Annotated in this window: 20 protein-coding genes and 1 pseudogene; 11 read left to right on the forward strand and 10 right to left on the reverse strand. The window is 59.7% G+C overall.

Annotation, left to right across the window (positions count from 1 at the left end; all coding sequences use genetic code 11):
• Window positions 1-219: 219 nt before the first annotated feature.
• Complete coding sequence (locus EKK30_RS00005; RefSeq protein WP_290978395.1) at window positions 220-1,020, forward strand: DUF2147 domain-containing protein; 801 nt, start codon at window positions 220-222, stop codon at window positions 1,018-1,020.
• Between the two features lie 64 nt (window positions 1,021-1,084).
• Here EKK30_RS00005 and pqqA read toward each other — a convergent pair whose 3' ends face one another.
• The gene (pqqA, locus tag EKK30_RS00010; protein WP_013947273.1) at window positions 1,085-1,174 is read right to left on the reverse strand and encodes a pyrroloquinoline quinone precursor peptide PqqA; all 90 of its coding nucleotides are present in this window, start codon (window positions 1,172-1,174) and stop codon (window positions 1,085-1,087) included.
• Window positions 1,175-1,370: 196 nt separating this feature from the next.
• Between pqqA and EKK30_RS00015 the strand changes: the two genes are divergently transcribed.
• Both EKK30_RS00015 and grxD read left to right on the forward strand, forming a co-directional pair.
• A complete protein-coding gene (locus EKK30_RS00015) occupies window positions 1,371-1,607 on the forward strand; it encodes a BolA family transcriptional regulator (RefSeq protein WP_290978400.1) in 237 nt (78 codons plus the stop codon).
• Between the two features lie 114 nt (window positions 1,608-1,721).
• Entirely contained in the window at window positions 1,722-2,072 is a 351-nt protein-coding gene (gene grxD / locus EKK30_RS00020; RefSeq protein WP_290978402.1) for a Grx4 family monothiol glutaredoxin, read from the forward strand.
• Between the two features lie 74 nt (window positions 2,073-2,146).
• On the opposite strand, the pseudogene EKK30_RS00025 reads toward grxD, so the two are convergent.
• Both EKK30_RS00025 and EKK30_RS00030 read right to left on the reverse strand, forming a co-directional pair.
• Window positions 2,147-2,598: pseudogene (locus EKK30_RS00025) on the reverse strand (MEKHLA domain-containing protein).
• On the reverse strand, window positions 2,598-3,695 hold the full coding sequence (locus EKK30_RS00030) for a P1 family peptidase (RefSeq protein WP_290978404.1): 1,098 nt from the start codon (window positions 3,693-3,695) through the stop codon (window positions 2,598-2,600). The pseudogene EKK30_RS00025 and the gene EKK30_RS00030 overlap by 1 nt, the downstream one beginning before the upstream one ends.
• A 140-nt stretch (window positions 3,696-3,835) precedes the next feature.
• On the opposite strand from EKK30_RS00030, the gene EKK30_RS00035 reads away from it, so the two are divergent.
• Entirely contained in the window at window positions 3,836-4,942 is a 1,107-nt protein-coding gene (locus EKK30_RS00035; protein ID WP_290978406.1) for a paraquat-inducible protein A, read from the forward strand.
• A gap of 162 nt (window positions 4,943-5,104) precedes the next feature.
• Here the strand turns inward: EKK30_RS00035 and rpsD are convergent, their stop codons facing one another.
• The 3 genes from rpsD to EKK30_RS00050 form a co-directional block, all read right to left on the reverse strand.
• The gene (gene rpsD / locus EKK30_RS00040) at window positions 5,105-5,722 is read right to left on the reverse strand and encodes a 30S ribosomal protein S4 (protein WP_290978408.1); all 618 of its coding nucleotides are present in this window, start codon (window positions 5,720-5,722) and stop codon (window positions 5,105-5,107) included.
• Between the two features lie 196 nt (window positions 5,723-5,918).
• A complete protein-coding gene (locus EKK30_RS00045) occupies window positions 5,919-6,566 on the reverse strand; it encodes a hypothetical protein (RefSeq protein ID WP_290978410.1) in 648 nt (215 codons plus the stop codon).
• A gap of 150 nt (window positions 6,567-6,716) precedes the next feature.
• Window positions 6,717-7,997, reverse strand: a complete 1,281-nt coding sequence (locus EKK30_RS00050; RefSeq protein ID WP_290978412.1) for an RNA methyltransferase — start codon at window positions 7,995-7,997, stop codon at window positions 6,717-6,719.
• 276 nt (window positions 7,998-8,273) lie between these two features.
• Between EKK30_RS00050 and EKK30_RS00055 the strand changes: the two genes are divergently transcribed.
• The 3 genes from EKK30_RS00055 (at window position 8,274) to EKK30_RS00065 (ending at window position 12,577) form a co-directional block, all read left to right on the forward strand.
• On the forward strand, window positions 8,274-9,488 hold the full coding sequence (locus tag EKK30_RS00055; RefSeq protein ID WP_290978414.1) for an NADP-dependent isocitrate dehydrogenase: 1,215 nt from the start codon (window positions 8,274-8,276) through the stop codon (window positions 9,486-9,488).
• A 77-nt stretch (window positions 9,489-9,565) separates the two neighbouring features.
• Window positions 9,566-10,177, forward strand: coding sequence for a class I SAM-dependent methyltransferase (locus tag EKK30_RS00060; RefSeq protein ID WP_290978416.1), 612 nt, complete (start codon window positions 9,566-9,568; stop codon window positions 10,175-10,177).
• A gap of 447 nt (window positions 10,178-10,624) precedes the next feature.
• Window positions 10,625-12,577 (forward strand): HAMP domain-containing methyl-accepting chemotaxis protein, encoded by a 1,953-nt coding sequence (locus EKK30_RS00065; protein WP_290978418.1) that lies wholly within the window; start codon window positions 10,625-10,627, stop codon window positions 12,575-12,577.
• Window positions 12,578-12,632: 55 nt separating this feature from the next.
• Here EKK30_RS00065 and EKK30_RS00070 read toward each other — a convergent pair whose 3' ends face one another.
• From EKK30_RS00070 to recA, 3 genes are all read right to left on the reverse strand, one after another.
• Window positions 12,633-13,109, reverse strand: coding sequence for a hypothetical protein (locus EKK30_RS00070; RefSeq protein ID WP_290978420.1), 477 nt, complete (start codon window positions 13,107-13,109; stop codon window positions 12,633-12,635).
• A gap of 142 nt (window positions 13,110-13,251) precedes the next feature.
• Window positions 13,252-15,942 carry an alanine--tRNA ligase gene (alaS, locus tag EKK30_RS00075; protein ID WP_290978422.1) on the reverse strand — a complete coding sequence of 897 codons (2,691 nt, stop codon included), beginning with the start codon at window positions 15,940-15,942 and terminating at the stop codon, window positions 13,252-13,254.
• A gap of 120 nt (window positions 15,943-16,062) precedes the next feature.
• Entirely contained in the window at window positions 16,063-17,196 is a 1,134-nt protein-coding gene (recA, locus tag EKK30_RS00080) for a recombinase RecA (RefSeq protein WP_290978424.1), read from the reverse strand.
• Window positions 17,197-17,388: 192 nt separating this feature from the next.
• On the opposite strand from recA, the gene EKK30_RS00085 reads away from it, so the two are divergent.
• From EKK30_RS00085 to EKK30_RS00100, 4 genes are all read left to right on the forward strand, one after another.
• Window positions 17,389-18,990, forward strand: a complete 1,602-nt coding sequence (locus EKK30_RS00085; protein ID WP_290978426.1) for an EAL domain-containing protein — start codon at window positions 17,389-17,391, stop codon at window positions 18,988-18,990.
• Window positions 18,991-19,108: 118 nt separating this feature from the next.
• Window positions 19,109-19,660 carry a hypothetical protein gene (locus EKK30_RS00090; RefSeq protein ID WP_290978428.1) on the forward strand — a complete coding sequence of 184 codons (552 nt, stop codon included), beginning with the start codon at window positions 19,109-19,111 and terminating at the stop codon, window positions 19,658-19,660.
• 154 nt (window positions 19,661-19,814) lie between these two features.
• The gene (locus EKK30_RS00095; protein WP_290978430.1) at window positions 19,815-20,357 is read left to right on the forward strand and encodes a hypothetical protein; all 543 of its coding nucleotides are present in this window, start codon (window positions 19,815-19,817) and stop codon (window positions 20,355-20,357) included.
• 154 nt (window positions 20,358-20,511) lie between these two features.
• The gene (locus tag EKK30_RS00100) at window positions 20,512-21,078 is read left to right on the forward strand and encodes a formaldehyde-activating enzyme (protein WP_290978432.1); all 567 of its coding nucleotides are present in this window, start codon (window positions 20,512-20,514) and stop codon (window positions 21,076-21,078) included.
• 65 nt (window positions 21,079-21,143) lie between these two features.
• On the opposite strand, the gene EKK30_RS00105 is transcribed toward EKK30_RS00100, so the two are convergent.
• On the reverse strand, window positions 21,144-23,721 hold a 2,578-nt coding region (locus tag EKK30_RS00105; protein ID WP_290978434.1), incomplete at its 5' end, for a PAS domain-containing sensor histidine kinase.

Below are 23,721 nucleotides of genomic sequence, written 5' to 3' on the forward strand. Positions count from 1 at the left end.
CTCGCTCTTGCAAGGTTAGATACGTCGGCTTTTCGGGGTTCGTTTCACCCCCTACATGAGTTTTTATGAGCGCTCCGGCAAAAGCCGAAGTTAAGGAATGCCTAGGATTGGCCCTCGCTACTTGTTCCCGCTGGAACTTCTTAAGGCAGCTTTTTCCGGCAAAAGGGTCTGGAACTCTGGTCATCCAAAGCAAACCTGATCTTGGGAAAGGATCTTGTCATGCGGGCAAAGAAATTCGTGACAGCTGCAATCGTCGGGCTATCGCTGGCTCCGGCATCGATTGCCAGCGCATTCGCCGGTTCCGACCCAAAAGGTATCTGGCTCGATGATACGGGTCGCGGCGCGGTGGAAATCAAATCGTGCGACGGCAGCAGCAATGCGCTTTGCGGCAACGTCGTATGGGTCAAATCCTCAGGCGACGCCGACGGTTGCGGCAAGCAGATCTTGGGTAACGTTAAGCCGGTGACCCAAGGCCACTGGGACAACGGCTGGATCTACTCTCCGGAGAAGGGCCGCAAGTACGACGTGGAACTCGTTCCTCTCTCTAACGGCAACCTCAAGGTCGTCGGCTACGCGGGAATTAAGTTCCTCTCCAAGACGATGATCTGGACGCCGGCGCCGCAGGATCTGCAGCTATGCGGCCTCACCAATTCAAACAAGCCCGGTACGACCGCAACGGCACCTTTGGCAGTGACGCCAAATAGCGCCCCCTCCGTCAGTGAGCGGCCGCAGGAACGTGACGCCAATGCCAAGCCAGCCCCCGAGGCCAAGGTTGACGCGAGCGCGGCTACAAAACCCGCCTCTGACATCCCGGCACCTGCGAAATCAGATCAATCTCCGGCAACAGCCAAGGCTGACGCGCCGGCACCCGACACTGGCAAGGATGAGGGAGCGGGGACCGATCTCGGCAAGTTGAAGATCGGCGATCTGCAACTGGATAAGTTCGTGACCAAGACAAAAGACGGCAAATGCAAACTCGATCTGCCTTGGGTGAAAGTAACGATCGATTGCGAACAATAGGACCCAATAAAAAACGCGGCGGCAGAATTCCTGCCACCGCGCCAATTCAATCGAGTAGTTCGGCTTAGATGAGGTCGATCTCTGCCGGAAGGTACGACGTAACTTCCAGGCCGACTTCCTGCTCGCGAACTTCGGGTTTTGTCCAGGTCTTCATGGTGTCCTCCATTAGACTTCGATTGGGCTTATTGCGCCCCTCTCGTAACCATCTAGATAGGCCAATGGATTGATAACGTCCAATCGCAATTACGTGAGAATTTTATAAGAAGTCCTGATGGCCGCTCTTGCCGAAGCTGATCGGAGGGCCCATAGAGGCAGCCAGCCTCTCCAATCCAAGCCGGAGTTCACTGCCGATGCCGATGCCAGCGGCCGATATCGAAAAGATGATAAAAGCGCGCTTTCCCGACGCCCAGGTCCAGCTCAAGGACTTGGCGGGCGATAATGACCATTGGGCAGCCCATGTCGTCACCTCGGAGTTTAAGGGCAAAAGCCGCGTGCAGCAGCATCAAATGGTCTATGACGCCCTTGGCGGACGCATGGGCGGGGTGTTGCACGCCTTACAGCTTACCACCGCCCTGCCGCCCGAGTGACGCCTCCGCGATCAAACCGCCTGATTGACTAACGGCCAACTCTCACCCACATCTGGATCTTTCGCGGGTGCGCCGTGCCGGCCGCCCTTGGCACCATGGGATAGGAGCCTCGGAATGGCCTCTGACACGACCACAGCAAACGACACGATCGCCAAGACTATCGCCGACAATGACGTCGTCCTCTTCATGAAGGGAACGAAGCAGTTCCCGCAGTGCGGATTCTCTGCCACCGCCGTGAAGATCCTCGAGCACCTCGGCGTACCGTTCAAGGACGTGAACGTTCTGGAAGACCAGAGCCTCCGCGAAGGCATCAAGACGTTTTCCAACTGGCCGACGATTCCTCAGCTCTATGTCAAAGGCGAATTCGTCGGCGGCTGCGATATCATGCGCGAGATGTACTCTGCCGGTGAGCTGCACGATCTCATCTGCGAGAAAGGTATCCCCCATAGCCATCATCACGGCTGACGCAGGCAAAACGGCTGCGAGATTGAAGCGGAGCCCATCAGCTCCGCTTTTTCATTTGTGATCGGCCGCAGTTCTCAAATATCCGTCCACGAGGCGAACGTTGCCGCCTGCCCTCTGTTGACGCCCGCGCGGTCGGCCACAGTTGCCAAACGACCCCGTCGTCGATCCAGAAGCGGCGTCCGGCTTTGGAAATGCGAACGCCGCGATATCCACGCACAAAACCGCGACGCGCGACTTCCTCGAGGATGTGCGCCCGCTCGTCTCGGTCAGGGGCTTCGGCCGACAGCCGAGATGGCAGGCCGAGAAACTCTTCCCAGGTATAGCCGAAGCACGCCTGCGCCCGCTTATTCGCGTATATGAACTTGGGATCCGCATCCGTATTGTGGGCGAGCACAACGAACGGCGCATCTTCGTACAGCCATTCCGCAGTCGCGCCCGCCGGCACCAGGTTTTCGCCGATGAGCCGCGCGTAGCTGCCGGTCAGAAGTTCGAAAAAACTCTGATCGTGGCGCAGGTCGCGAGACATCATCCGAGCACGAGCGCCTTCAGCTTCTCGCCATCGATCGCTTTGACGATACGGCCGTGCTTGCCCGTCGTTGTTTCGGCTGCGAGCATCGCGTTGATAACCGCCTCCTCCACGCTCTCGACAACGGCCAGATAAATCGAATCTAGATCGTCATTGCTGGCGGCCGTGAACTTGAGCGCGGGCGGCTCGGGCAATTGGCCTGGATCATTTGCTGTCGAGAACGCCATGAAGATATCGCCCGACGAATTGCCAGAGGGTGTGCCGCCGCGCCCGATACCGATCGATGCGCGTCGCGCTAACCGCTCCAGCTGCCCGGGCAGCAGCGGCGCGTCTGTCGCGATGATGACGATGATCGATCCGCGCTCCATGGAATAGACGCGCTCGCCCGGAAGCAGGTCGCCCACCGGTTTGCCGCAGACTGTGAGCCAAGGCTTAATCCCATGGTTCGCCTGCACCAACACGCCGATGGTATGTTCGCCGAGCCGCGTCGTGGCGCGCCGAGATGCCGTGCCCGTTCCGCCTTTGAATTCGTAGGCGATCATGCCGGTGCCGCCGCCAACGCAGCCTTCCGCGACGGGCCCCGGTCTTGCTCCATCGATAGCCGCGATCACGTGCTCTTCCGTGATGTGGAAGCCCGCGATATCGCTGAGGAAGCCGTCGTACGTCTCCGCCGCGACCGGAAGCGCCCAGAGGTCCTCGCCTAACGCGGAGAACCTCTTCGCCATCCACTTGAGCGTTGCGTGATGGGCAAGACCCACGGAGAAAGTGTTGGTGATCGTGATCGGCCCCGTGAACCAGCCAGCATCGCGGATCCAGTGGGAGCCGGTCATTTCGCCGTTGCCATTCATCGAAAAGACGCCGGCCCATACCGGGTGCGCCAAATCTTGCGGCGCTCTCGGCAGGATCGCCGTGACGCCGGTGTGAACCGATCCGCCGTCGTTTCGCAATGTCGTCAAGCCGACCGTCACACCGGCAACATCGGTGATGGCATTGGCTGGTCCGGTGACACCCGGCATTGGCAGCCCCAGCCCGCGAGCCCGGGGCTTTCCGTTCGAAGCGTATTTTGCGGGGTCGCGTGTGGCGGCTGTATCTGTCATCATCTCACCTGTTGTGCGGGTCGAATGCTAGTCGCTGACCGCGCCGTAGACTTGACCTGTGCCGTCTCAATTTTGCCCTAGCTGGGTGATGCCTCGTTCGCACAGGGAGGCGGGCTTGCATCACCGCCAAAGGAGCCGGAATGCAGGTCATGTGGCTGAGTGGCCGGCGCTTCATTCTCTCGCTGACGATCCTGACCGCGAGCGTTTGCTTGGCGCTCGGCATCACGCTTCCGATTTTGAAGCTGACGAGTTTCGGTTTCTGGACGACGGAGCATTCGCTGCTGTCGACCGTGGATGTTCTGCTGAAGGATAGACAGACCTTCCTTGGTTTGATCGTTCTCGTTTTCTCGATCGTACTCCCGGTTACCAAGCTCCTTTACCTATTGCTCGTTTCAACGCTGCCGCCAGCCGAAATCGTCCGCCATCAATCGCGTCTGCGCGCGCTCGAATGGCTCGGCAAGTGGTCGATGCACGATGTTCTGGTCTTGGCTTTGACGATCTTCTTCATAAAAAGCCAGGGCGTGTACGATGCTGCGAGCCTCAACGGCGTCTATTTCTTCACAGCCGCCGTCGTTCTGATGATACTGGCCTACGCATGGATAAGAACGGACGGCATGGCTGCCGCAACTGAACTTGTGCCCGTGCTCCCGCAGCCAGACGTCGGACGCAAACCACGCTCGCTCGCCTGGCGGAATTTTGCCCTCAGCTTTCTCATCATCCTCGCGACCGTGTTTTTCGCACTCGGACTGATCCTGCCGACGATCCGCTTCACGACGATTTACGTCTGGACGAACGAGCACTCGATTCTGACGATCATGTACGCGCTGTTTGAAAACGAGGAATACTTTTTGTGCGCCGTCGTGTTCGCCGTGTCGGTGTTCTTTCCGTTCCTGAAGTTGTTTTATCTGCTGACGCTGATCACAGCCCATGACATGCCGCAGGATTTCCGCCGAAAATCCTTCGCCACGATGGAATGGATCGGCCGCTATTCCATGACAGACGTGATGGTGCTGGCTCTGATGATCTTTTACGTAAATTCGTCGGGATACACAGAAGCCCGCGTTTTGCCGGGCGTCTACTTCTTCGCCGCGTCAGCGCTGATGACGATGCTCGCCTACGCCTGGGCAAATGCCGAGCCTCCTGCAGACCGCCGCCGAAAAAGGCAAGTGGGCGGCCCCGCGATCTCGCCGAACCCCGGCATATCCATCGGGCCCGCTGCGAAGTCCCGCCGCAGCCGCGCGGCCTGAGGTACGTCGCATTATCAGCGGGCGGTTCTGCTGCGACCGTGCCAGAACAACGGAAAAGCTCGCGCCAAACAAAAAAGGCCGCGCGAGCGCGGCCTTTCGAAAATCCGAGGTCTTGGCTTCCGGCCGGCCCCCCGTAGGGGAGTCGCCAGCGCCAAACAAAAACTATCGCGAATAGAATTCGACGACGAGGTTCGGTTCCATCTGCACCGGATAGGGCACGTCCGAGAGAGCCGGCACACGCGTCAGCGACGCCGTGAGCTTGCCGTGATCGGCATTGACGTAATCCGGAACGTCACGCTCGGCGCTCTTGATCGCCTCGAGAACGAGCGTCATCTGCTTCGCCTTTTCGCGAACTTCCACCACATCGCCGACACGCAGGCGATAGCTCGGAATGGTCACGCGCTGGCCGTTGACCGTGACGTGGCCGTGGCTGACGAACTGGCGAGCCGCGAAGGGCGTCGGCACGAACTTGGCGCGATAGACGAGCGCGTCGAGGCGGCGCTCCAACAGGCCGATGATGTGTTCCGAGGTCGAACCCTTGAGGCGCGAAGCTTCGTCGTAAAGCGCGCGGAACTGGCGCTCGGAGATCGAGGCATAATAGCCCTTGAGCTTCTGCTTGGCCTTGAGCTGCTGACCGAAGTCGGAAAGCTTGCCCGAGCGGCGCTCACCGTGCTGGCCGGGACGGCTCTCGCGGCGGTTAAGGGGGCTCTTCGGACGACCCCAGATGTTCTCGCCGAGACGGCGGTCGATCTTATGCTTGGCGCGAATGCGCTTGGTCATAGTCTAGCACTCCATAGGTTATGGCCCGGCATGAAACCGGCGCCGTTTGGAGCGCCCCCTCCTTCGCCCTCGTGAGAGGGCCGACAGGCATGGACCTTCAACAGTCCCGCCACGGGTGCGCAGAAATCAAACGCGGGCCAAAAGGCCCGCGTTGGAAGAGCGGTTGATAGCGGGGCCCGGGAGGCCCGTCAACTGCCTATCTTTTCTCGATCGCCGTCTCGCTGAGAGAGGTCGAACCAGTCGAAACCGGAGCCCCGGCAGGGGCCTTGCCCGGCGCAGGCTGGCCAGCGGCGGCGAGATTCGGGGCCGGGCTTGCAGCCACATAGGCCGTAATCATTTCCTTAATTTTCGCGCGCTGCTCGTCCGAGCAGGTCTGCGGCGGCTGCTTCTTCTCGTCGACGACCACCTGCTTGTCACCGTCCTGCTCGACAAGGCGAATCCGGCCCGTCATCAGCATCACGGTCGTGAGGTGCAGCTGACTGATGTAGACCATCTGCTGCGGGGTCCAGCGCTTCTTGGCTTCCTCCCGGCGCATCAGGGCCCGGTGGTTCAGAACTTGATCGTCGCGAAGGTCGCAGATCTGAGCGTGGGCCGACAGCCGGCCCGCCTTGATCACGTCGCGCGCTACATCGATGGGGACCTCGACTTCAGCCTTCTTGTTCTTGTCGATGACGATGACCGAGCCGTCAGGTTTCGAAAATTGCTGCGGGGTAAGAGACCACGCATATTCCATGAATGACCGCACGGCATGCTCGCTGAGCTCCTGCGCGCCGGCAGGCGCGGAAGTTCCCCAGAGCGCAAGCGCCGCAACGCCCGCCAACACAACCCCCGCCCTCGTGTTCATCAACATCTCCAGATGAGCCTCTGTATTTTTATCTATCCCGAACGCGAAATCCGACCAGCCCGCGGCCCAAACAACAGGTCACGTTGCATATCGCTAGTATGCCTCTCCACTTGGCATCGCTCGGCCCAAAACTTGGCCATAAGAAGGCACTTATTCCCCCCCTCTCCTGGCCCTTCCTTTGCCCTGTGCGAGCGTTGCAACTATACCACGCAGGGTGCGGACTTCTTGCTCCGTTGCATTCATCCTGGTCAAGAGAGTGCGTAAGTTCTGAGACACGACCGTTTTCCGGTGCGCGGGGTTGAAGAAGCCTTTTTCCTCAAGCTCTCGCTCTAAATGTTCAAACAGACCAATGAGTTCTTCTTTGGTCGCAGGTCGATCACGGCCCATATAGAGCCCCTCTTCCAGAGGCTTCTCGTAGGTTGTGACCCGCCCAAGGCTCCGGCCCGCGTCGCCCCGCATCCACTCGTATCCCGTTAGCAGCACTGCCTGAGCCAGATTGAGAGAAGCGAACCGGGAATTCACCGGAATCATGATCAGAACGTCGGCATGAGCGACTTCGCCCGTCTCGAGCCCGTTGCGTTCTCGTCCAAACAGGACGCCGCAGCGCTCTCCGCGGCCGATCCGCGTGCGCATTTCCGCGATGGCCTGTTCGGGCGTCAGCACAGGCTTTCGCAGATCGCGTTGCCTAGCCGTCGTCGCCGCCACCCAATTCAAATCGGAAATGCTCTCATCGAGAGTGCCGAACGCACGCGCATCATCGATGATGTAATTCGCGCCTGAAGCGGCAATACGGGCCTTTTCATTGGGCCAGCCGTCGCGCGGATTGACGAGACGAAGATCATCGAGCCCGAAATTGGCGCAGGCCCGGGCGACCATGCCGATATTATCGGCCAGTTGCGGCTCCATCAGAATGACCGATGGCGTCTCGCCTTCGCCGGCCACGGGCTCGCCGCGCATGTGCGCCCGGCGCAACCCATGTCGAAGCTTGCGGATGACGCGGCGCGCCCAAAACCAGTAGTTTTCCCCCGACCATTGCTTAGCGAGAGTTTCAAGACACGGCGTCGATACGGTCTCGACCCCCTCGCCCCTGAGGCGGACGCGCCCGTCACCGACGATCACTTCCTTCTTGCTCAGGATGAACTGGTCGAGCGTCTCGATCCCCTGCACTTCCGTGCGCCGCTTGCATCCCGGACACGTCACCTCGTCGGCAATGCATTGAAGGCTGGCGCAATACTGCAGCACCGGCTCCAACGTGTCGCGCGTAAGACCCGGAATCGCCAGGGCATCGAGCCCTTGGTCGATGGAGGCTGAGTGGCAGGCATGAACGACGTCGGAAACGCGCGTGTCCTTCGGACCGAGCACGGGCTCTCCGCTGACGGGCCGAATTTCCAGACCCGCATCGCCCACTTGCGCTCCAGTCTCGACGTTCAAACATACCTCCGGGGGTGCGACAGGGTTCGCGCGGCAATCCAAAAGGCCCGCATTAGGGCCACCGGCATCCCCCGGGAAGACAAGGGTGTCAAGAAGGCCAACCCACCCGCTGATCGCCCGAGCGGCTTTCAAACCGCCGCGAGACTTGAATCATCGCTCGTTCTGACGCACCACTACGCCGAAGGTTCTCTTCGCAGGTGCACCATGAGGCGTTAACCTCGTCGCGCGCGCGAAAGGAACGCGAGCTTCCCTCCAAATTCGCCGGCGAGACATCCCATGCAGAAAATCAAGGTTGAAGGCACCGTCGTGGAACTCGACGGCGACGAGATGACCCGCATCATCTGGAAGCTGATCAAGGACAAGCTCATCCACCCCTATCTCGACGTCAATCTGGAATACTACGACCTAGGGGTCGAGAACCGCGACAAGACCTCTGACCAAGTCACGATCGATGCCGGCAACGCCATCAAGAAGCACGGCGTCGGCATCAAATGCGCCACGATCACGCCCGACGAAGCGCGCGTGAAGGAATTCAACCTCAAGGAAATGTGGAAGAGCCCCAACGGCACGATCCGCAACATCCTCGGCGGCGTCATCTTCCGGGAACCGATCATCTGCAAGAACGTGCCGCGCCTCGTCCCCGGCTGGACCGAGCCGATCATCGTCGGCCGTCACGCGTTCGGCGACCAGTATAAGGCGACCGACTTCAGGTTTCCGGGCAAAGGCGTGCTGACAATCAAATTCGTCGGCGAGGACGGCAAGGTCATCGAGAAGGAAGTTTTCAAGGCCCCAGGCGCTGGCGTCGCGCTCGCGATGTACAATCTCGATGAATCGATCCGCGAGTTTGCCCGCGCCTCGTTGAATTACGGATTAGCTCGCAACTACCCCGTTTATCTTTCGACGAAGAACACCATCCTCAAGGCCTACGATGGCCGCTTCAAGGATCTGTTCCAGGAAGTCTATGAGGCCGAATTCAAGGAAGAATTCGAGAAGCGCAAATTGACCTACGAGCATCGCCTCATCGACGACATGGTGGCGAGCGCCCTCAAATGGTCCGGCGGCTACGTTTGGGCATGCAAGAATTACGACGGCGACGTGCAGTCAGATACGGTCGCGCAGGGCTTCGGCTCGCTAGGGCTGATGACGAGCGTCCTGATGACTCCCGACGGCAAGACGGTCGAAGCCGAGGCAGCACACGGCACTGTCACTCGTCATTACCGCGAGCACCAGAAGGGCAAGGAAACGTCAACAAACGCCATTGCATCTATCTTTGCTTGGACCAGAGGTCTTGGTCATCGCGCCAAGCTCGACGGCAATGACAAGCTCGCCAAGTTTTGCCAGACGCTCGAGAAGGTCTGCGTGGCCACCGTCGAAGCCGGCTATATGACGAAGGACTTGGCGCTCCTCGTCGGCCCCGAACAGAAATGGCTTTCGACCACCGGCTTCCTCGACAAGGTGGACGAAAACTTGAAAGCCGCAATGGCGAACTGATTTTTCATGCGCTCAAAAACGACGCTTGGCGGGCACCTTCCCGGAGGGAAACCGCTAAGTGCCAACCAAAAACATCGATGAGCGACGTGAACAGCGAGGCTGATCGGATCATTGGCCTGTATGATCGCCACGCCCAGGTTTGGGATGAGGGAAGATCGCGCAGTTTGTTCGAGCGCGCGTGGCTCAGTCGCTTTCTTGACCTCGTGCCGTGCGGTGCTTCACTCCTCGACATCGGATGTGGCTCCGGCGAACCAATCGCAGGGTTCTTCATCCGAGCTGGGTATGACCTCGTCGGTGTCGACAGTTCCGCGGCGATGATCGCGCTCTGCTCCACCCGCCATCCTACAAATGAATGGCACGTTGCCGACATGCGTGCGCTATCGCTCGGCCGCACGTTCGCCGGCATCCTAGCGTGGGATAGCTTTTTCCATCTGACGCAAAGCGATCAGCGCGGAATGTTCCGTCTCTTTCGCGAACACGCGGCCCCGGGTGCGGCCCTGATGTTCACGAGCGGTCCGAGGGATGGAGTGGCGATGGGCGTGTTCTTCGGAGAGCCGCTGTTTCACGCAAGTCTCGACCCCGAGGAGTATCGAACTCTTCTCAGCGCGCATGGGTTCGAAACGATCGCCCACGTCGCCGAGGATCCGGCAACAGGCGGTCACACCATTTGGCTCGCCCGGCTGAAATAAGCAGCGCGTCCGCACTACTTCTTCTGTTGTTGTGAGATCTGCTGGTCGACCTGCGCCTGCATCTGCGCATTCACATTGAAATCGTTTTCGAGGCTCGGCCGAAATATCAGAGGCTTATCGAAGTGGGATGCGGAATATACACTGATCAATTCCCCGTTGCGCAAACGGTGGGCGAAAAAAATCAAACACAACACGGAGAAAAAAACTCTCATTCTCTGATTGAGAGCGTAGTCTTTAGTATAAATCCGCCCACTGATAATATTTGGGTAATTGCCCGCAATTATTTTTTATCTGCAGTCGATTTACTTGATCCAATTGGCATGACGCCAATGCGCAGCGTCGGCACAGCCGATATGACATTCCCATAATTTCCTTATTGCCGCCGGCCGACGCACTGAGTTGCACCTGAAGCTCACGCCGCAAGCCGCAGATCGAGATCGTGCAGCTATGAAGATGATGACCATTCGAACGAAACTGCTATGCGCTACCCTCGCTGCGGCATCAACGATAATGTTCCTGGCGCTGACCCTCGGGATCGGCTCCAAAATGGTTGGAGATCAGATCGCAGAGCTGCAAACAGTGGCGACCGCACTGCGCAATCATATGAACGCCGATATGATGCATGATGCGCTACGCGCCGACGTGTATTCTGCGCTCTATGAATCGATCAAGGCTCCGGAGAAAAAAGAAGAGATTGAAAAAGAAAATGCGGAGCATGTCGACGACCTAAAACGATCGATCGAGGACAATAAAAAACTTCAGCTTCCTGACGATGCACGCTCCGCTATCGCCTCTGTCCAGGAGCCGCTTGCGGCCTATGTTCGGGCCGCTCAGCAGATGATTGCCTTATCATTTGAAAACAGAGCGAATGCCGAAGCTCTTCTCCCGAGCTTTATTGAACGTTTCTCAGACCTCGAAAGATCGATGGAGCTTGTGGGCGACAAAATCGCCGCTGCCAATAAACAGGCGAGTGAGTCGAGCACGGCTTTCATCGATACTGCGGAATGGGTTTCGGTTGCGAGCATACTCGTTGGCCTTATGGTGTCGGCGTTGGCAATGTTTATCGCGATCGTAAGCATTCTTCGGCCCCTCGCCGAAGTTACAGAAGCGATGACGAAGCTTTCCGCCGGAAAGAACGACGTCGTCATACCGCCAGCCCGTGATGATGAAGTCGGCAAGATGGTGCAGGCGCTCCGAGTGTTCCGTGACGCCGGTCTGCAGAACGTACGGCTGCAGCAGGAAGCGGCGACCCAGGAAAAGGAACGGCTCGAACGCGAACTGGCCCAGCGCGCCGCTGCGTCACAGGCAGAAGACCAAGCCCGCGAGCTGGAACTCGCCAATCATGCCGCACGACGCCGGGCCGAGCAGGAGGTGATCGAGAAAGAGCGGCACATCGTGAGCAGCTCGATTGGAGCTGCGCTCGCCATGCTTGCCCAAAAGAATCTTTCTTATCGAATTACCCAGGAGATCCCCGAAGCTTACGAGAAGCTCAAGGATGACTTTAATACGGCGATGGGCGAGCTTGAAAATGTCATGCGGGAAGTCTCCGGGCACACGCAGTCAATTTCATTCGGAACGAAGGAAATTGCCGACGCAGCCGACGAACTCGCCCGTCGCACCGAGACGCAGGCCGCGGCACTCGAGGAAAGCGCCGCCGCGCTCGCTAACATCACCGATACCGTACTAACTGCCGCCAAGGGCGCGGCGCATGCGCGTGCGGTGGTCGAAGCTGCCAAGAGCGATGCCGTGAAGAGCAGCGAAGTCGTAAATAAGACGATCAGCGCTATGGGAGATATTGAGAAGTCGTCTCATCAAATCAGCCAGATTATCGGCGTCATTGACGAGATCGCCTTCCAAACAAACCTCTTGGCCCTGAACGCCGGCGTTGAAGCGGCCCGCGCCGGCGATGCTGGTCGCGGTTTTGCAGTCGTTGCTTCCGAGGTTCGCGCTCTGGCTCAACGCTCTGCCGAAGCCGCAAAAGAAATCAAGAGCCTCATACTGTCGTCAGGAACACAAGTCGCCGAGGGCGTTTCTCTCGTCGGCGAGACCGGAAAATCCCTCGACAGGATTTTGCTACATATCGGCGAGATCAACTCTGAAACTGCAAAAATTGCAGCTGGAGCGACGGCCCAGGCAAGCGCCATCGAGCAGGTGAACCAAGCAATCGCACAAATGGACCAGAGCACTCAGCAAAACGCAACCATGGCCGAAGAGACCAACGCAGCTGGCAAAACCCTCGCAGGCGAAGCCGAGACGCTTTCCGGCCTCGTCAGCTTGTTCAATATCGACGGTGGGCCAGAGGCTGTGGGGGAACTCGCCAGTCAACAGGTGAACGCCCTGCGCAAGTTGCACACGGCGACCACGAACAAGCCCGCCAAAGCCGGCTGGGAGGCGTTCTGACGCTTGGACGCGAGCGCTGCCATTTGGAAATCGCGGCGGGCTCGCGGACAGCTGACTACTTCTTCTGTTGTTGTGAGATCTGCTGGTCGACCTGCGCCTGCATCTGCGCATTCATCACATTGAAATCGTTTTCGAGGCTCGCGCAGGCAACCTTCTCGCCGTCGCACACAACCTTCATCGCAATCGTCAGGATGTCGCCCTTACGAACAACTTTCCGGCAGACGGCCGCGGGATAAGCAGGGTTCTTCTTCGTCGTGAACGTGTACATCACGGTGGCGTTCTTCGGGTCGTCCGAGTAGGCCAAGTATTTATCGCTCTCATAGACCTTCTGCAGACCGGTCTTCGTCGAATAGCGGGCGATCAGATCCTCAGCCTTACCGGATGCATCACCACAGAATTCCTGCGCGGCTGCCATCGTCGGGCCAGCCGACGGCATTGGTGTCGTGGGCAGCTTGACGACCGCATCATCGGCAAACGCCGGCGAAGCGGCGATAACCAGGGCAGCGAAACTCAGCGAACGCAAGGAGGGCATTGACAAATTCCTCAAGTGGGGCGGATGCGGCGCCTGTATACCGAGTTTTCCCAACCTCCATAAGTGAAATGCCCGCAACGTAACGGAAAAACGCTGTTGCGATGCAGCACGCGGATCGGTCGAGACCGTCCCTTCCGATGCCTTAGCTCGCCAGCCGCGCCTCGATCGCTTTCAGTGCATCGCCCGCTTTCGCGCCGTCGGGTCCACCTGCCTGAGCCATATCGGGACGCCCGCCACCTCCCTTGCCGCCCAGCGCCTCGGCCCCGGCCTTGACGAGGTCGACAGCGCTCCACGTCTTGATGAGATCGTCCGTCACGCCGACCGCCAAGCCCGCCTTTCCGTCCTCGGTTACCCCGACCACCGCGACGATGCCCGAACCGACCTGCTTCTTGCCGTCGTCGATCAAGCCGCGCAGATCCTTCGGGTTCAACCCCTGCACCGTGCGCGCTAGAAGTTTCACGTTGCCGATGCTGCGGATCGCTTCACCATTGGCCGCAGTGCCGGCGGACGCTCCACCGCCGAGCGCGAGCTGACGCTTGGCATCCGCGAGCTGCTTTTCCAGTGCCCGGCGCTCCTCGACGAGCGCCTTGAGCCGTTCGACGAGGTCCTCGGGCCTTGTCTTGAGCACGCTCGCCGCTTCCTTCACGCGTGCATCCTGCTCGTCGAGATAGGCTCGCGCGCCCTCGCCTGTCAGCGCCTCGAGGCGGCGAACGCCTGCCGAACTTCCACTTTCCGCTACGACGCGAATAAGACCGATGTCGCCGGTACGCGAGACGTGCGTGCCGCCGCACAGCTCGACCGACCAGGCTTTGTTGGCACCAGGACGCGTTGAGCCCATGGATACGACGCGAACCTCATCACCGTACTTCTCCCCGAACAGCGCCATGGCGCCCGTTGCGCGGGCATCCTCGAGCGCCATCAGCCGCGTGACCACCGGCGTGTTCTCAAGCAGCACCGCATTTGCGATGTCTTCCACTTGCCGGATCTCGTCGAGCGACATCGGCTTTGTATGCGAAAAGTCGAAGCGCAGACGATCAGGCGATACGAGCGAGCCTTTCTGAGCCACATGCGTGCCAAGAACTTGCCGGAGCGCCTCGTGCAGAAGATGCGTTGCCGAGTGATTGGCACGGGTTGCCGAGCGCCGCGCGTGATCGACTTCGAGTTCCACCGCATCGCCCGCCTTGAACGAGCCGGACTCGACCTTGCCGAAATGAACGAAAAGATCGCCGAGCTTCTTCTGCGTATCGCTCACCCGGAAAAGCGCGCCCTTAGGCCCTTTCACCACGCCTTGATCGCCGACCTGGCCGCCGCTCTCTCCGTAGAAAGGCGTCTGATTGAAGATGAGCGCGCCTTCCTCGCCGGGCTTCAGCTCTCCCGCTTCCTTGCCTCCGGATATGACGGCCGCGACGATACCTTCCGCAGTCTCGGTATCGTAGCCGAGGAACTCGCTCGCGCCGGTCTTTTCCTTGATCTCGAACCACAAGCCTTCCGTGGCAGCTTCGCCCGAGCCCTTCCAAGCGGCCTTCGCGGCATCCTTCTGCTTCTTCATCGCCGCGTCGAAGGCTGTGGTATCGACGGTGATGCCGCGCGGCTTCAAGGCGTCTTCGGTAAGATCGAGCGGAAACCCGTACGTGTCGTAAAGCTTGAACGCGACATCGCCGGAGAACACCGCGCCCTTTTTGAGGTTCGCCGAAGTTTCGCCGAGAAGCTTCAACCCGTTATCGAGCGTGCGCTTGAACTTGGTCTCCTCGAGCTTCAACGTCTCGGTGATGAGCGGCTGCGCGCGCACGAGTTCGGGGTAAGCGTCACCCATCTCGCGCACAAGCGCCGGCACGAGCAGGTACATCAAAGGATCGGTGCAGCCCATTTGGTGCGCATAGCGCATTGCACGCCGCATGATGCGACGAAGCACGTAGCCACGGCCTTCGTTCGACGGCAGCACGCCGTCCGCAATCAGGAAACTGGTGGAACGCAGATGATCGGCGATGACCCGACGCGCCACATGGTCGAAATCCTCCGAAGTCTTGTTCTCTTTCGCACCGGCCTTCACCGCTTCCTGGCGAATGGCCTGAATGAGATGGCGGAACAGATCGATGTCATAGTTGTCGTGCTTGCCCTGCAGAACCGCCGCGATGCGCTCAAGTCCCATGCCCGTGTCGATCGAAGGACGTGGAAGATCGACCCGATTGCCAGGCGCGATCTGCTCGAACTGCATGAAAACGAGGTTCCAGATCTCGATGAAGCGGTCTCCATCGGCGTCTGGCGAACCGGGAGGGCCACCGGGGATCTTGTCACCGTGATCGAAAAAGATTTCAGAACACGGACCGCAAGGACCCGTATCGCCCATCTGCCAGAAGTTGTCGCTTGTCGCGATACGGATGATCTTGCTGTCGGGAAAACCCGAGATCTTCTTCCAGATGCCGTAGGCTTCATCGTCGGTGTGATAAATGGTGACGAGCAGCCTCTCCTTGTCGAGCCCGAAGTCTTTCGTCAGGAGGTTCCAGGCAAGCTCGATCGCACGCTCTTTGAAATAGTCTCCGAACGAGAAGTTGCCGAGCATTTCGAAAAAGGTGTGGTGGCGCGCCGTGTAACCGACATTGTCGAGGTCGTTGTGTTTGCCCCCTGCGCGAACGCATTTCTGTGACGACGCCGCACGCGGCACCGCGCGTGTTTCCTGGCCGGTGAAGACGTTCTTGAACTGCACCATGCCGGCGTTCGTGAACATCAGTGTCGGATCATTGCGCGGCACGAGTGGTGAGGAGGGCACAATCTCGTGACCGTTCTTTCCGAAGAAATCTAGAAACGATGCGCGGATTTCGCTGACGCCAGCCATGTGGTGCTTCGTGCCTGTCCTGAGAGAAACATGCTTCGGGAGACGCCCCGAAACGGCTTAAGGCCGCCGTTGTAGCGGCGGCCTCTGGATGTGTCCAGAAACGTGGCTCTTAACAGAAACCTATCGCTTCGCCTTCGCGACCTTCTTGCCCGATTCGTCCGGGAGCACCCCGTCCTCGTCGGGTTCCTCGCCGTCATCCTCTCCGGATTCCGGGTTGGCGAGCATCTTCTCAACGATCAAACCGGCGTTCGCCCGAATGGCCCGTTCGAGTTCGGCCGCCACCCGCGGGTTCTCCTTCAGATAGGCCTTCGCGTTCTCCCGGCCTTGGCCGATCCGGTCGCCGTTGTAGGATAACCACGCCCCGGACTTCTCGACGAGGCCGGCCTTCACCCCAAGATCGATTAGCTCGCCGACCTTCGAAATGCCCTCGCCGTACATGATGTCGAATTCGACCTGCTTGAACGGCGGCGCCACCTTGTTTTTGACGACCTTGACGCGCGTCTGATTGCCGACCGACTCTTCCCGCTCCTTGATCTGCCCGATCCGGCGAATATCAAGACGGACCGAGGCGTAGAACTTGAGCGCATTGCCGCCGGTGGTCGTCTCCGGATTACCGAACATGATGCCGATCTTCATGCGGATTTGATTGATGAAGATGACCATCGTGTTCGACTTCGAGATCGAACCGGTAAGCTTCCGCAACGCCTGACTCATAAGGCGTGCCTGAAGACCAGGTAGGCTGTCGCCCATCTCGCCTTCGAGCTCGGCCTTGGGAGTGAGGGCAGCTACGGAATCGATCACAAGCACGTCGATAGCTCCCGAGCGCACGAGGGTATCGGCGATCTCGAGGGCCTGCTCGCCCGTGTCAGGCTGCGAAATCAGCAGATCCTCGACTTTGACGCCGAGCTTCTTTGCATAGCCCGGATCGATAGCGTGCTCGGCATCGACGAAGCCGCAGATGCCGCCCTTCTTCTGGGCCTCCGCCACGACTTGTAGAGCCAAAGTCGTCTTGCCCGAAGATTCGGGACCATAAATTTCGATGATGCGTCCCTTCGGCAAACCGCCGATGCCCAGCGCGATATCGAGCCCGAGAGAGCCAGTCGAAATCGCCTCTATATCCAGCTTTTCGTTAGCACCCAGGCGCATGATCGACCCCTTACCAAAGGTCTTGTCGATCTGCGCGAGCGCCTGCTCCAGCGCCTGCTTCTTGTCCATCTTGCCCCCTTCAAGCACAGTCAAGTCCGGCCGTTCCATGTCTTCGCCCTCTAATCCCTTATGGCAAGCGGTGCACGCCAGCAATTGATGGATAATGTACTTGATTTGTTCTTAATCTGTCAATCACGTTTTGTTCTCGTGCGCCATTCCGACGTTGGTGAGAAGGTTAATTTGGCGTTGCCGACGACTCTTCATCCGAATACGCATCAATTTTTTGGATGAGAAATCGAATTGCCCATTCTTGCGAAATTATTCATCGACGGCCGACATTCGAGGAAGGTCTTAGGCGCCGCGTGGGCCGTAGCCTTTCTGCTCCTGCTGGTAGCCGGCTACAAACTGGCGTTATGGGATATCGCCGGAGATTTGGACCGGCAGAACCGGGCCGCGCTCGCACACGTCACACAACTGCATGAATTTGCGATCTCGGCTCTACAGAGCCTTCATAAGGATGCGACCAGCCCACCCTGCTCTGAAGACTTCCTGCGCCAGATGCAGATCGTGGCGTATCGTCCGGATGGACTGAACGTCTTCTTCTACGCGCCGCAAGGCATTCCAAAGTGCGGAACCAATCAGGCCTCGTATTCCGCCGCTCCACCCCTAGGACCGCCAGAGGTCCGCGGCGAGGGTGAGGAGCCGCATCTCTGGGTCAATCGCGATCTGCAATTCCTCGGAATGGGCGGTGTATCGGGCACGATCGCGATGCTTGGAGAATTCGGCGTCGTCATTCCGCCGTACTCTCTCGTCGCCGCCGGCGAAGACGCGCCCAACAGCCAGCTCGTGGTCCGCGGCAGCGACGGCAAAATTTGGCCCTTGACCGGAGGATCGGGGCTATACGGACGCCTGACAGCCACGGCAGATCGGCTTGGAATTTCCTCGAACGTAACCTTAGTGTCGTGCGGCTCGCGAAAAATCTACTGCATAGCGTCCGAGAGCAGCTTCTCATCGTGGGCTAACACCCGGATTCCTTCGATCCTCCTATTCACCGTCGTCGCGACACTATTCGCTTGGCTGGGCGCTTATGCATTCGTTCAGTGGTTGACACGGTATTGGTCGTTCGAAGCGCGTTTCGCGCGCAATCTTGATGAGCGCTCGCTCGTGCTCGCTTATCAACCCATTGTTGAATTGCGCAGTGGGCGGATCAGCGGTTGCGAAGTCCTGGCACGATGGCGCGATCTCGACGGCAGCGTAGTGAGCCCTGTTCGATTCCTGGACCTCGTCAGACACCTGCGGCGCACACTGGAGTTTACCGAACTCGTCGCCGCGCGCGCACAAGAAGAACTTATGAAAGAAGTGCCGACTGCCCCTCTGACGGTAAACTTCAACGTCTTCGCAAGCGATTTTAACACCGCGACGATGCTCGCGACGTTCGGCAATCTGCATCGTTCCGCAAGCAATTTGAACGTTGCAATCGAACTCGTGGAAGACGAGGACATCGACTACGACCAAGCCCAACTCACCATAGGTGAATTGCGGCAACGGGGGATCAAGACCTACATCGACGACTTCGGGACAGGCTATTCGAGTATCGAACGCGTGGCCACGCTTGCGGCCGACGGCGTAAAGCTCGATCGCTCCTTTGCCATGTCCGCACCCGATAGCGTCCTGGGCCGCATGTTTGAACAGGTCCTGCATCTCGTGCATGCATCCGGAACCACGGTCATCGTCGAAGGCATTGATTCAGAACCGCGGCTGGAACTGTTGAGGGCGACCGGTCTCGTCCAATACGTTCAGGGTTACCTGATCTCGCGACCGGTTGGGATTTCGGAGTTTGCCGCCTTTCTGAAGAAGTGGAACGGTAGCGTGGCCTCGCCGGCGACCTCAGTCACGGCGTAAAGGCGTAAAGGCGCGCCAACAGAAAGCCAAATACCTCCACGGACACCTGTAACCCGGGGGACAGCGGTCGTTCGGCTCGGAAGCTATCTAACGGCATGTCAAGCCGGAGGAGGCTCTCATGTCCAAGTTTCTCGCAGTCCTGATCTCAATCGCAGTCGTCACCAGTTCCTTTACCTCATCCGCCCAGGCGGGCGTCCGCGGGATGGGTCTTTTCTTCGGTGGTATGGCCGCCGCTGGCATGCTCGCCCACGCCGCAGAAGAGCGCCGCCGCCAGGAAGCTTATGAAAGAATGCGCGAGCGGCAGATGATGGCGGCTCGTGAACGTGAGCGTCAGAGGGCTTACGCAGCCGCAGCTGCGAAGCGCGAACGCGCTCGCCAGATCGCTCTTCAGCAACAGAAGGCCGCTCAGATTGCGGCCGCGGAAGCGGCTCAGCAGCCGGCTGCCACCGCCGATACGCCGACTCTTAAGAAAGCTGATCGCCTGCCGTCGACGGCCGATACGCCGGCAACCACTACGACTGCCGCAGGCCAGACTACAACGATCGAAAAGAGCGGCCCGGATAAGATCGAGACCTCATCGACAACGCCGGCTGAAACCGTAGCCGCTGGTCAAACGTGCCGCAGATATTCGGCCGCAACCGACAGCGTGATCGATACCCCCTGCCAATAAAACAACGAGCCTCCTTCGATGATCTCGCGGCCCACCGGCAAACCGGGAGGGCCGCGAAAACTTTCGGCACCGATCATACACCTGTTACCGGCGATACAGCGTTCCGCGCCCGTGTCCGGCATCCTCTCCTCAAAGCCAAGCAATGGAGGCATACGTGCTCAAGATCACAACTCTCGTCGCCGTACTGGTCGCTGCCGGTGCCTTCGCTTCGAATGCCGAAGCACACGGCTCGGGAACCTTCTACGCCAGCCCGTTTTTTCGCAATCAGGGTCGCCAGCCCGCCCAACCGCACTGCGATAAGGATCGTCTCCAGTATGAGGAGGCACTCGAATTGCAGCGGGAGCGCCGGATGCAGACCATTCGAGCCCAGCGCGCCGCCGAAGCCGCCGCGGAAGCTGCCGCTGCAAAACGCGCTCGCTTGCTCGCCATGGAAAGACGGAAAGCGGTCGCAGCCAAGCAGGCCACCGCGAAAGCGGACACTCCTGTGAGCACTGCCGCCCCGAAGGCGGACATGCTGCAGGCCAACAATACCTCGTCCCAGAGTGATACCAAAGCCGTGACCACCGGCTCCCTGACGAAAACGGCATCCGCTGACCAAACTTCGGCGTCGGCGAAGGCTGCAGGCACGGACACGTCCGGAGTTTGCCGCCGGTATTCCGCTGCAGCCGACGGTCTCATCGAAGTGCCTTGCAAGTAAATTTGCGAGAGATCGGCCCCCCCTTCGATCATCTCGCGACCGTGAGACGCGCCATAACCAGAACTTATGGCGCGTCTCCGGTGTCTCTGGTTTATCCCACCTTCGTGCGTCGGAACCGGCGCCCAGATGACAACCGTGCACAAGGTGAAGAGACATGAGCATTCCATCGCGCCCCTCCGGGCGTTTCGGCATACGCGTCGGCGAAGCCCTGGTCGCTGGCGGACCCCCAGGAACAGCCGCTGAGCCGGAAGTTGCAATCGGCGAGATGGACGGCCCATTCGGCACAGCGTTCGCCACGCTCCTCGGCGATCAGGTCAAAGGCCACAGCCGAGTGCTGTCGCTGCTGAACACCGACGTGATGGTGCGCCCGCCGACGATCTGCGTCAGTAAGGTCACCGTCGAGAACGAACGCTACACGAACATTCTGATGGGAACGGTCCAGTACGCGACAGCGATGGGCGTCCTCGACGCCGTTCGCGCCGGAGATCTGCCGAAAGATAAGGTCGATGACCTCGGCATTATCGTTTCGGTCTGGCTCAATCCCGTCGTCTCGACCATCGATAAGCTCGACCATAAGATTCTGTTCGACATCCACCGCAAGGCCACGGCGCAGGCCATCCATAAGGCCATGCACTTCGAGCCCTCCATCGACTGGCTGCTCGAGAACCAGGACAAGATCATTCACAAGTATTTCGAGAAAGGCCTCAAGGGCGAGGTCTAATTCGTCCGTTGCGCATCACGGCGGTCTCCCAGGAGTTGCGCCGTGATGCGCCACTCGAATTTAGCCTACTTCGCCAGTTCTTCCTTCACCTTCGCCGCCAGCTGCGGCAGCGAGAACGGCTTCGGCAGGAACGCGAAGTCATCCGAGCCCATCGACTCGCGAAAGGCTTCATTCGGATAACCGGAGACGAAGATCACCTTTAGCGATGGATTGCGCTTGCGTAGCTCCTTGAAGAGGGCGGGGCCGTCCATCTCCGGCATGACCACGTCCGATACGACGATGTCGATGCAGCCTTCGTTCTCGGCCATGATTTCCAGTGCCTCGACCCCATCCTCCGCTTCGAGCACCTGATAGCCCTGCCGCTTCAACGCCCGCACCGCAAACTGGCGGACCTCGACCTCGTCTTCCACGAGTAGCACGCGGCCGGTGCCCGTGAGATCGGTCGCCTTCAATTCCCTTTTCGCCGTGGCGATCGATTGCGGAAGCGAGGTGTCGATCGTCGCGCCTTCTTCCACGAAGTGGCGCGGCAGAAAGATCTTGAACGTCGTGCCCTTGCCGATTTCGCTCTCGGGCTGGATGAAGCCTCCCGATTGCTTGACGATGCCGTAGACCGAGGCGAGGCCCAGTCCCGTGCCCTTGCCGACGCCTTTCGTCGTAAAGAACGGCTCGAAGATCTTAGCCATCACGTCCGGACTCATGCCCGTTCCGGTATCGGCGACTTCCACTAAGACGTACTCGCCAGGCGTGAAGCCGACGACATCACGCATCTTCTGGCTTTCGCGCTCTGTAATGTTGCGCGTCCGGATAGTCATCTTGCCGCCGTTCGGCATGGCGTCGCGCGCGTTGCGGACGAGATTGAGGATGACCTGATAAAGCTGATCGCTGTCCGCCTTGACGTACCAAAGATCGCGCTCCGCATGGATCTTGAGCTCGATCTTCTCGCCGCACTGGGTCTTCAGGACCGGCAACATGTCTGACGTCAGATCGCCGAGATTGAAGACGGACACCTGCTGCGTCTGCTTGCGCGAGAATCCGAGCAGACCCTTCACAAGACCCGCGGCCCTGTTCGCCGCCGACTGGATATTCTTGATGTCGCGATAGGCGGGATCGCTCGGCCGATGCGTCTGCAGGAGAAGATCGGAGAAGCCGATGATCGCCGTCAGCACGTTGTTGAAGTCATGCGCGATGCCGCCAGCGAGATTGCCGACCGCTTCCATCTTCTGCGCTTGCGCGACGCGTCCCTCGAGCGCCTTCTGCTCCGTGGCGTCGACGACGTAGAGGGCAGCGGCCGCGCCGCCTTGCACCGCTGCTAGCGGCGACATGTAGATGCGGCGAGTAAACTGCTTGTTTTCGCCTGCCGTGATTTCAATCGGCTGAATATTGCCACGACCGGCGAGCGCGTCCGCGAGGCTGGTCGCGATACGCACCTGCTCCTCGGGTTCCGCCGTCCGCGACAGCGCTTCCGCAGCAAGAACATCCTGCGCTGGCTTGCCGTCGAGCATCATGCGCATGAACGCAGTGTTGCAGTAAGCAATCCGGCCTTCACCATCGAGCGCAGCAATACCGAACGGCGCTGATTGGAAGAATTGCGAGCTGCGCACGTCCTGCTGGCTACGGTCGACGAGACCAGTCGTCTGCCGGTTGATCGCGGTGACGGTGAACCCCTGCTCCGCATGCCCTCCGACCGGCTCGACTAAAAGCGTCAACGCGACGATGCGGCCGTCCTGGCGCGTGAGATCCAAGTCTATGATGCGCTGATCGTCTTCGGGAATAGTCGCCATGTGCTTGAGCAGGCGAAGGCCTTCGACACCCGCGAGTTCAGCAAGCCCAAGTGACCGCACGCGCAGGCCGCCGGCAGGATAGCCAAGCCATTGCTCGAACGCTGCATTGACGTGCTCTATCGCGCCGTCGGCGGACACCCACATGAAGCCGGCCGGCATGAAATCGAACGCACCCAGAGCAGACTCGAGTTTGCTGATCTGCTGCGCCTCCTGGCTCTTCTCAGCCGTGACGTCGGTAATTCTCCACGAGGCCAGGCGGTCGCCGCGCGATGCCACGTCCGCGACACCCTCCGCCAGCCCGAACGGGCGCACGCTGATGCGCGCCCAGGATTCTCGCCGGCCGGAGTGAAGCCGCAGCCGCACGTCCTCACGGCGCGCTTCACCGCGCTCCGCTGCCCGCGTCAGACGGAAAAGCGCTTGGGTGCCCTCACCATCGCCGGTGAGCGCCGCTTCGAGCGCCGAGAACGGGCCGGCCTCGTTCCGTCCGAGCAAACGCTCCACGGCACTGTTCGCATAAAGAACCGTGCCGTCGACATCCGAGATGATCCTGGGCTCATCGTCAGCATCCACGGCAGCTTTCAAAATGTCTCCCGGGACGACGCGGGCGCCGAACCGGAGATGTCCCGCCGCAATGGCGAACAGCATGAAGGTGCCCAGCATCGCCAGAAGGGCGATCACGGTCAAAAGCAGGGGCTCGCCCGAACCGCTCGCCAGCAGTCCGAACAGGACTGCGCCTCCCGCAGCCGCGACAATGATCAGAGGGAGCACACCACCGAACCCTTCCGCTGAGTTCAGCGGATCGATCGGGGCGGCATCGATCCTCAACGCCTCGCGATCCTTCATGGGCCGAGAATCTAGCTGA

This window comes from Hyphomicrobium sp. (genome assembly GCF_003987855.1).
GTDB lineage: Bacteria > Pseudomonadota > Alphaproteobacteria > Rhizobiales > Hyphomicrobiaceae > Hyphomicrobium_B.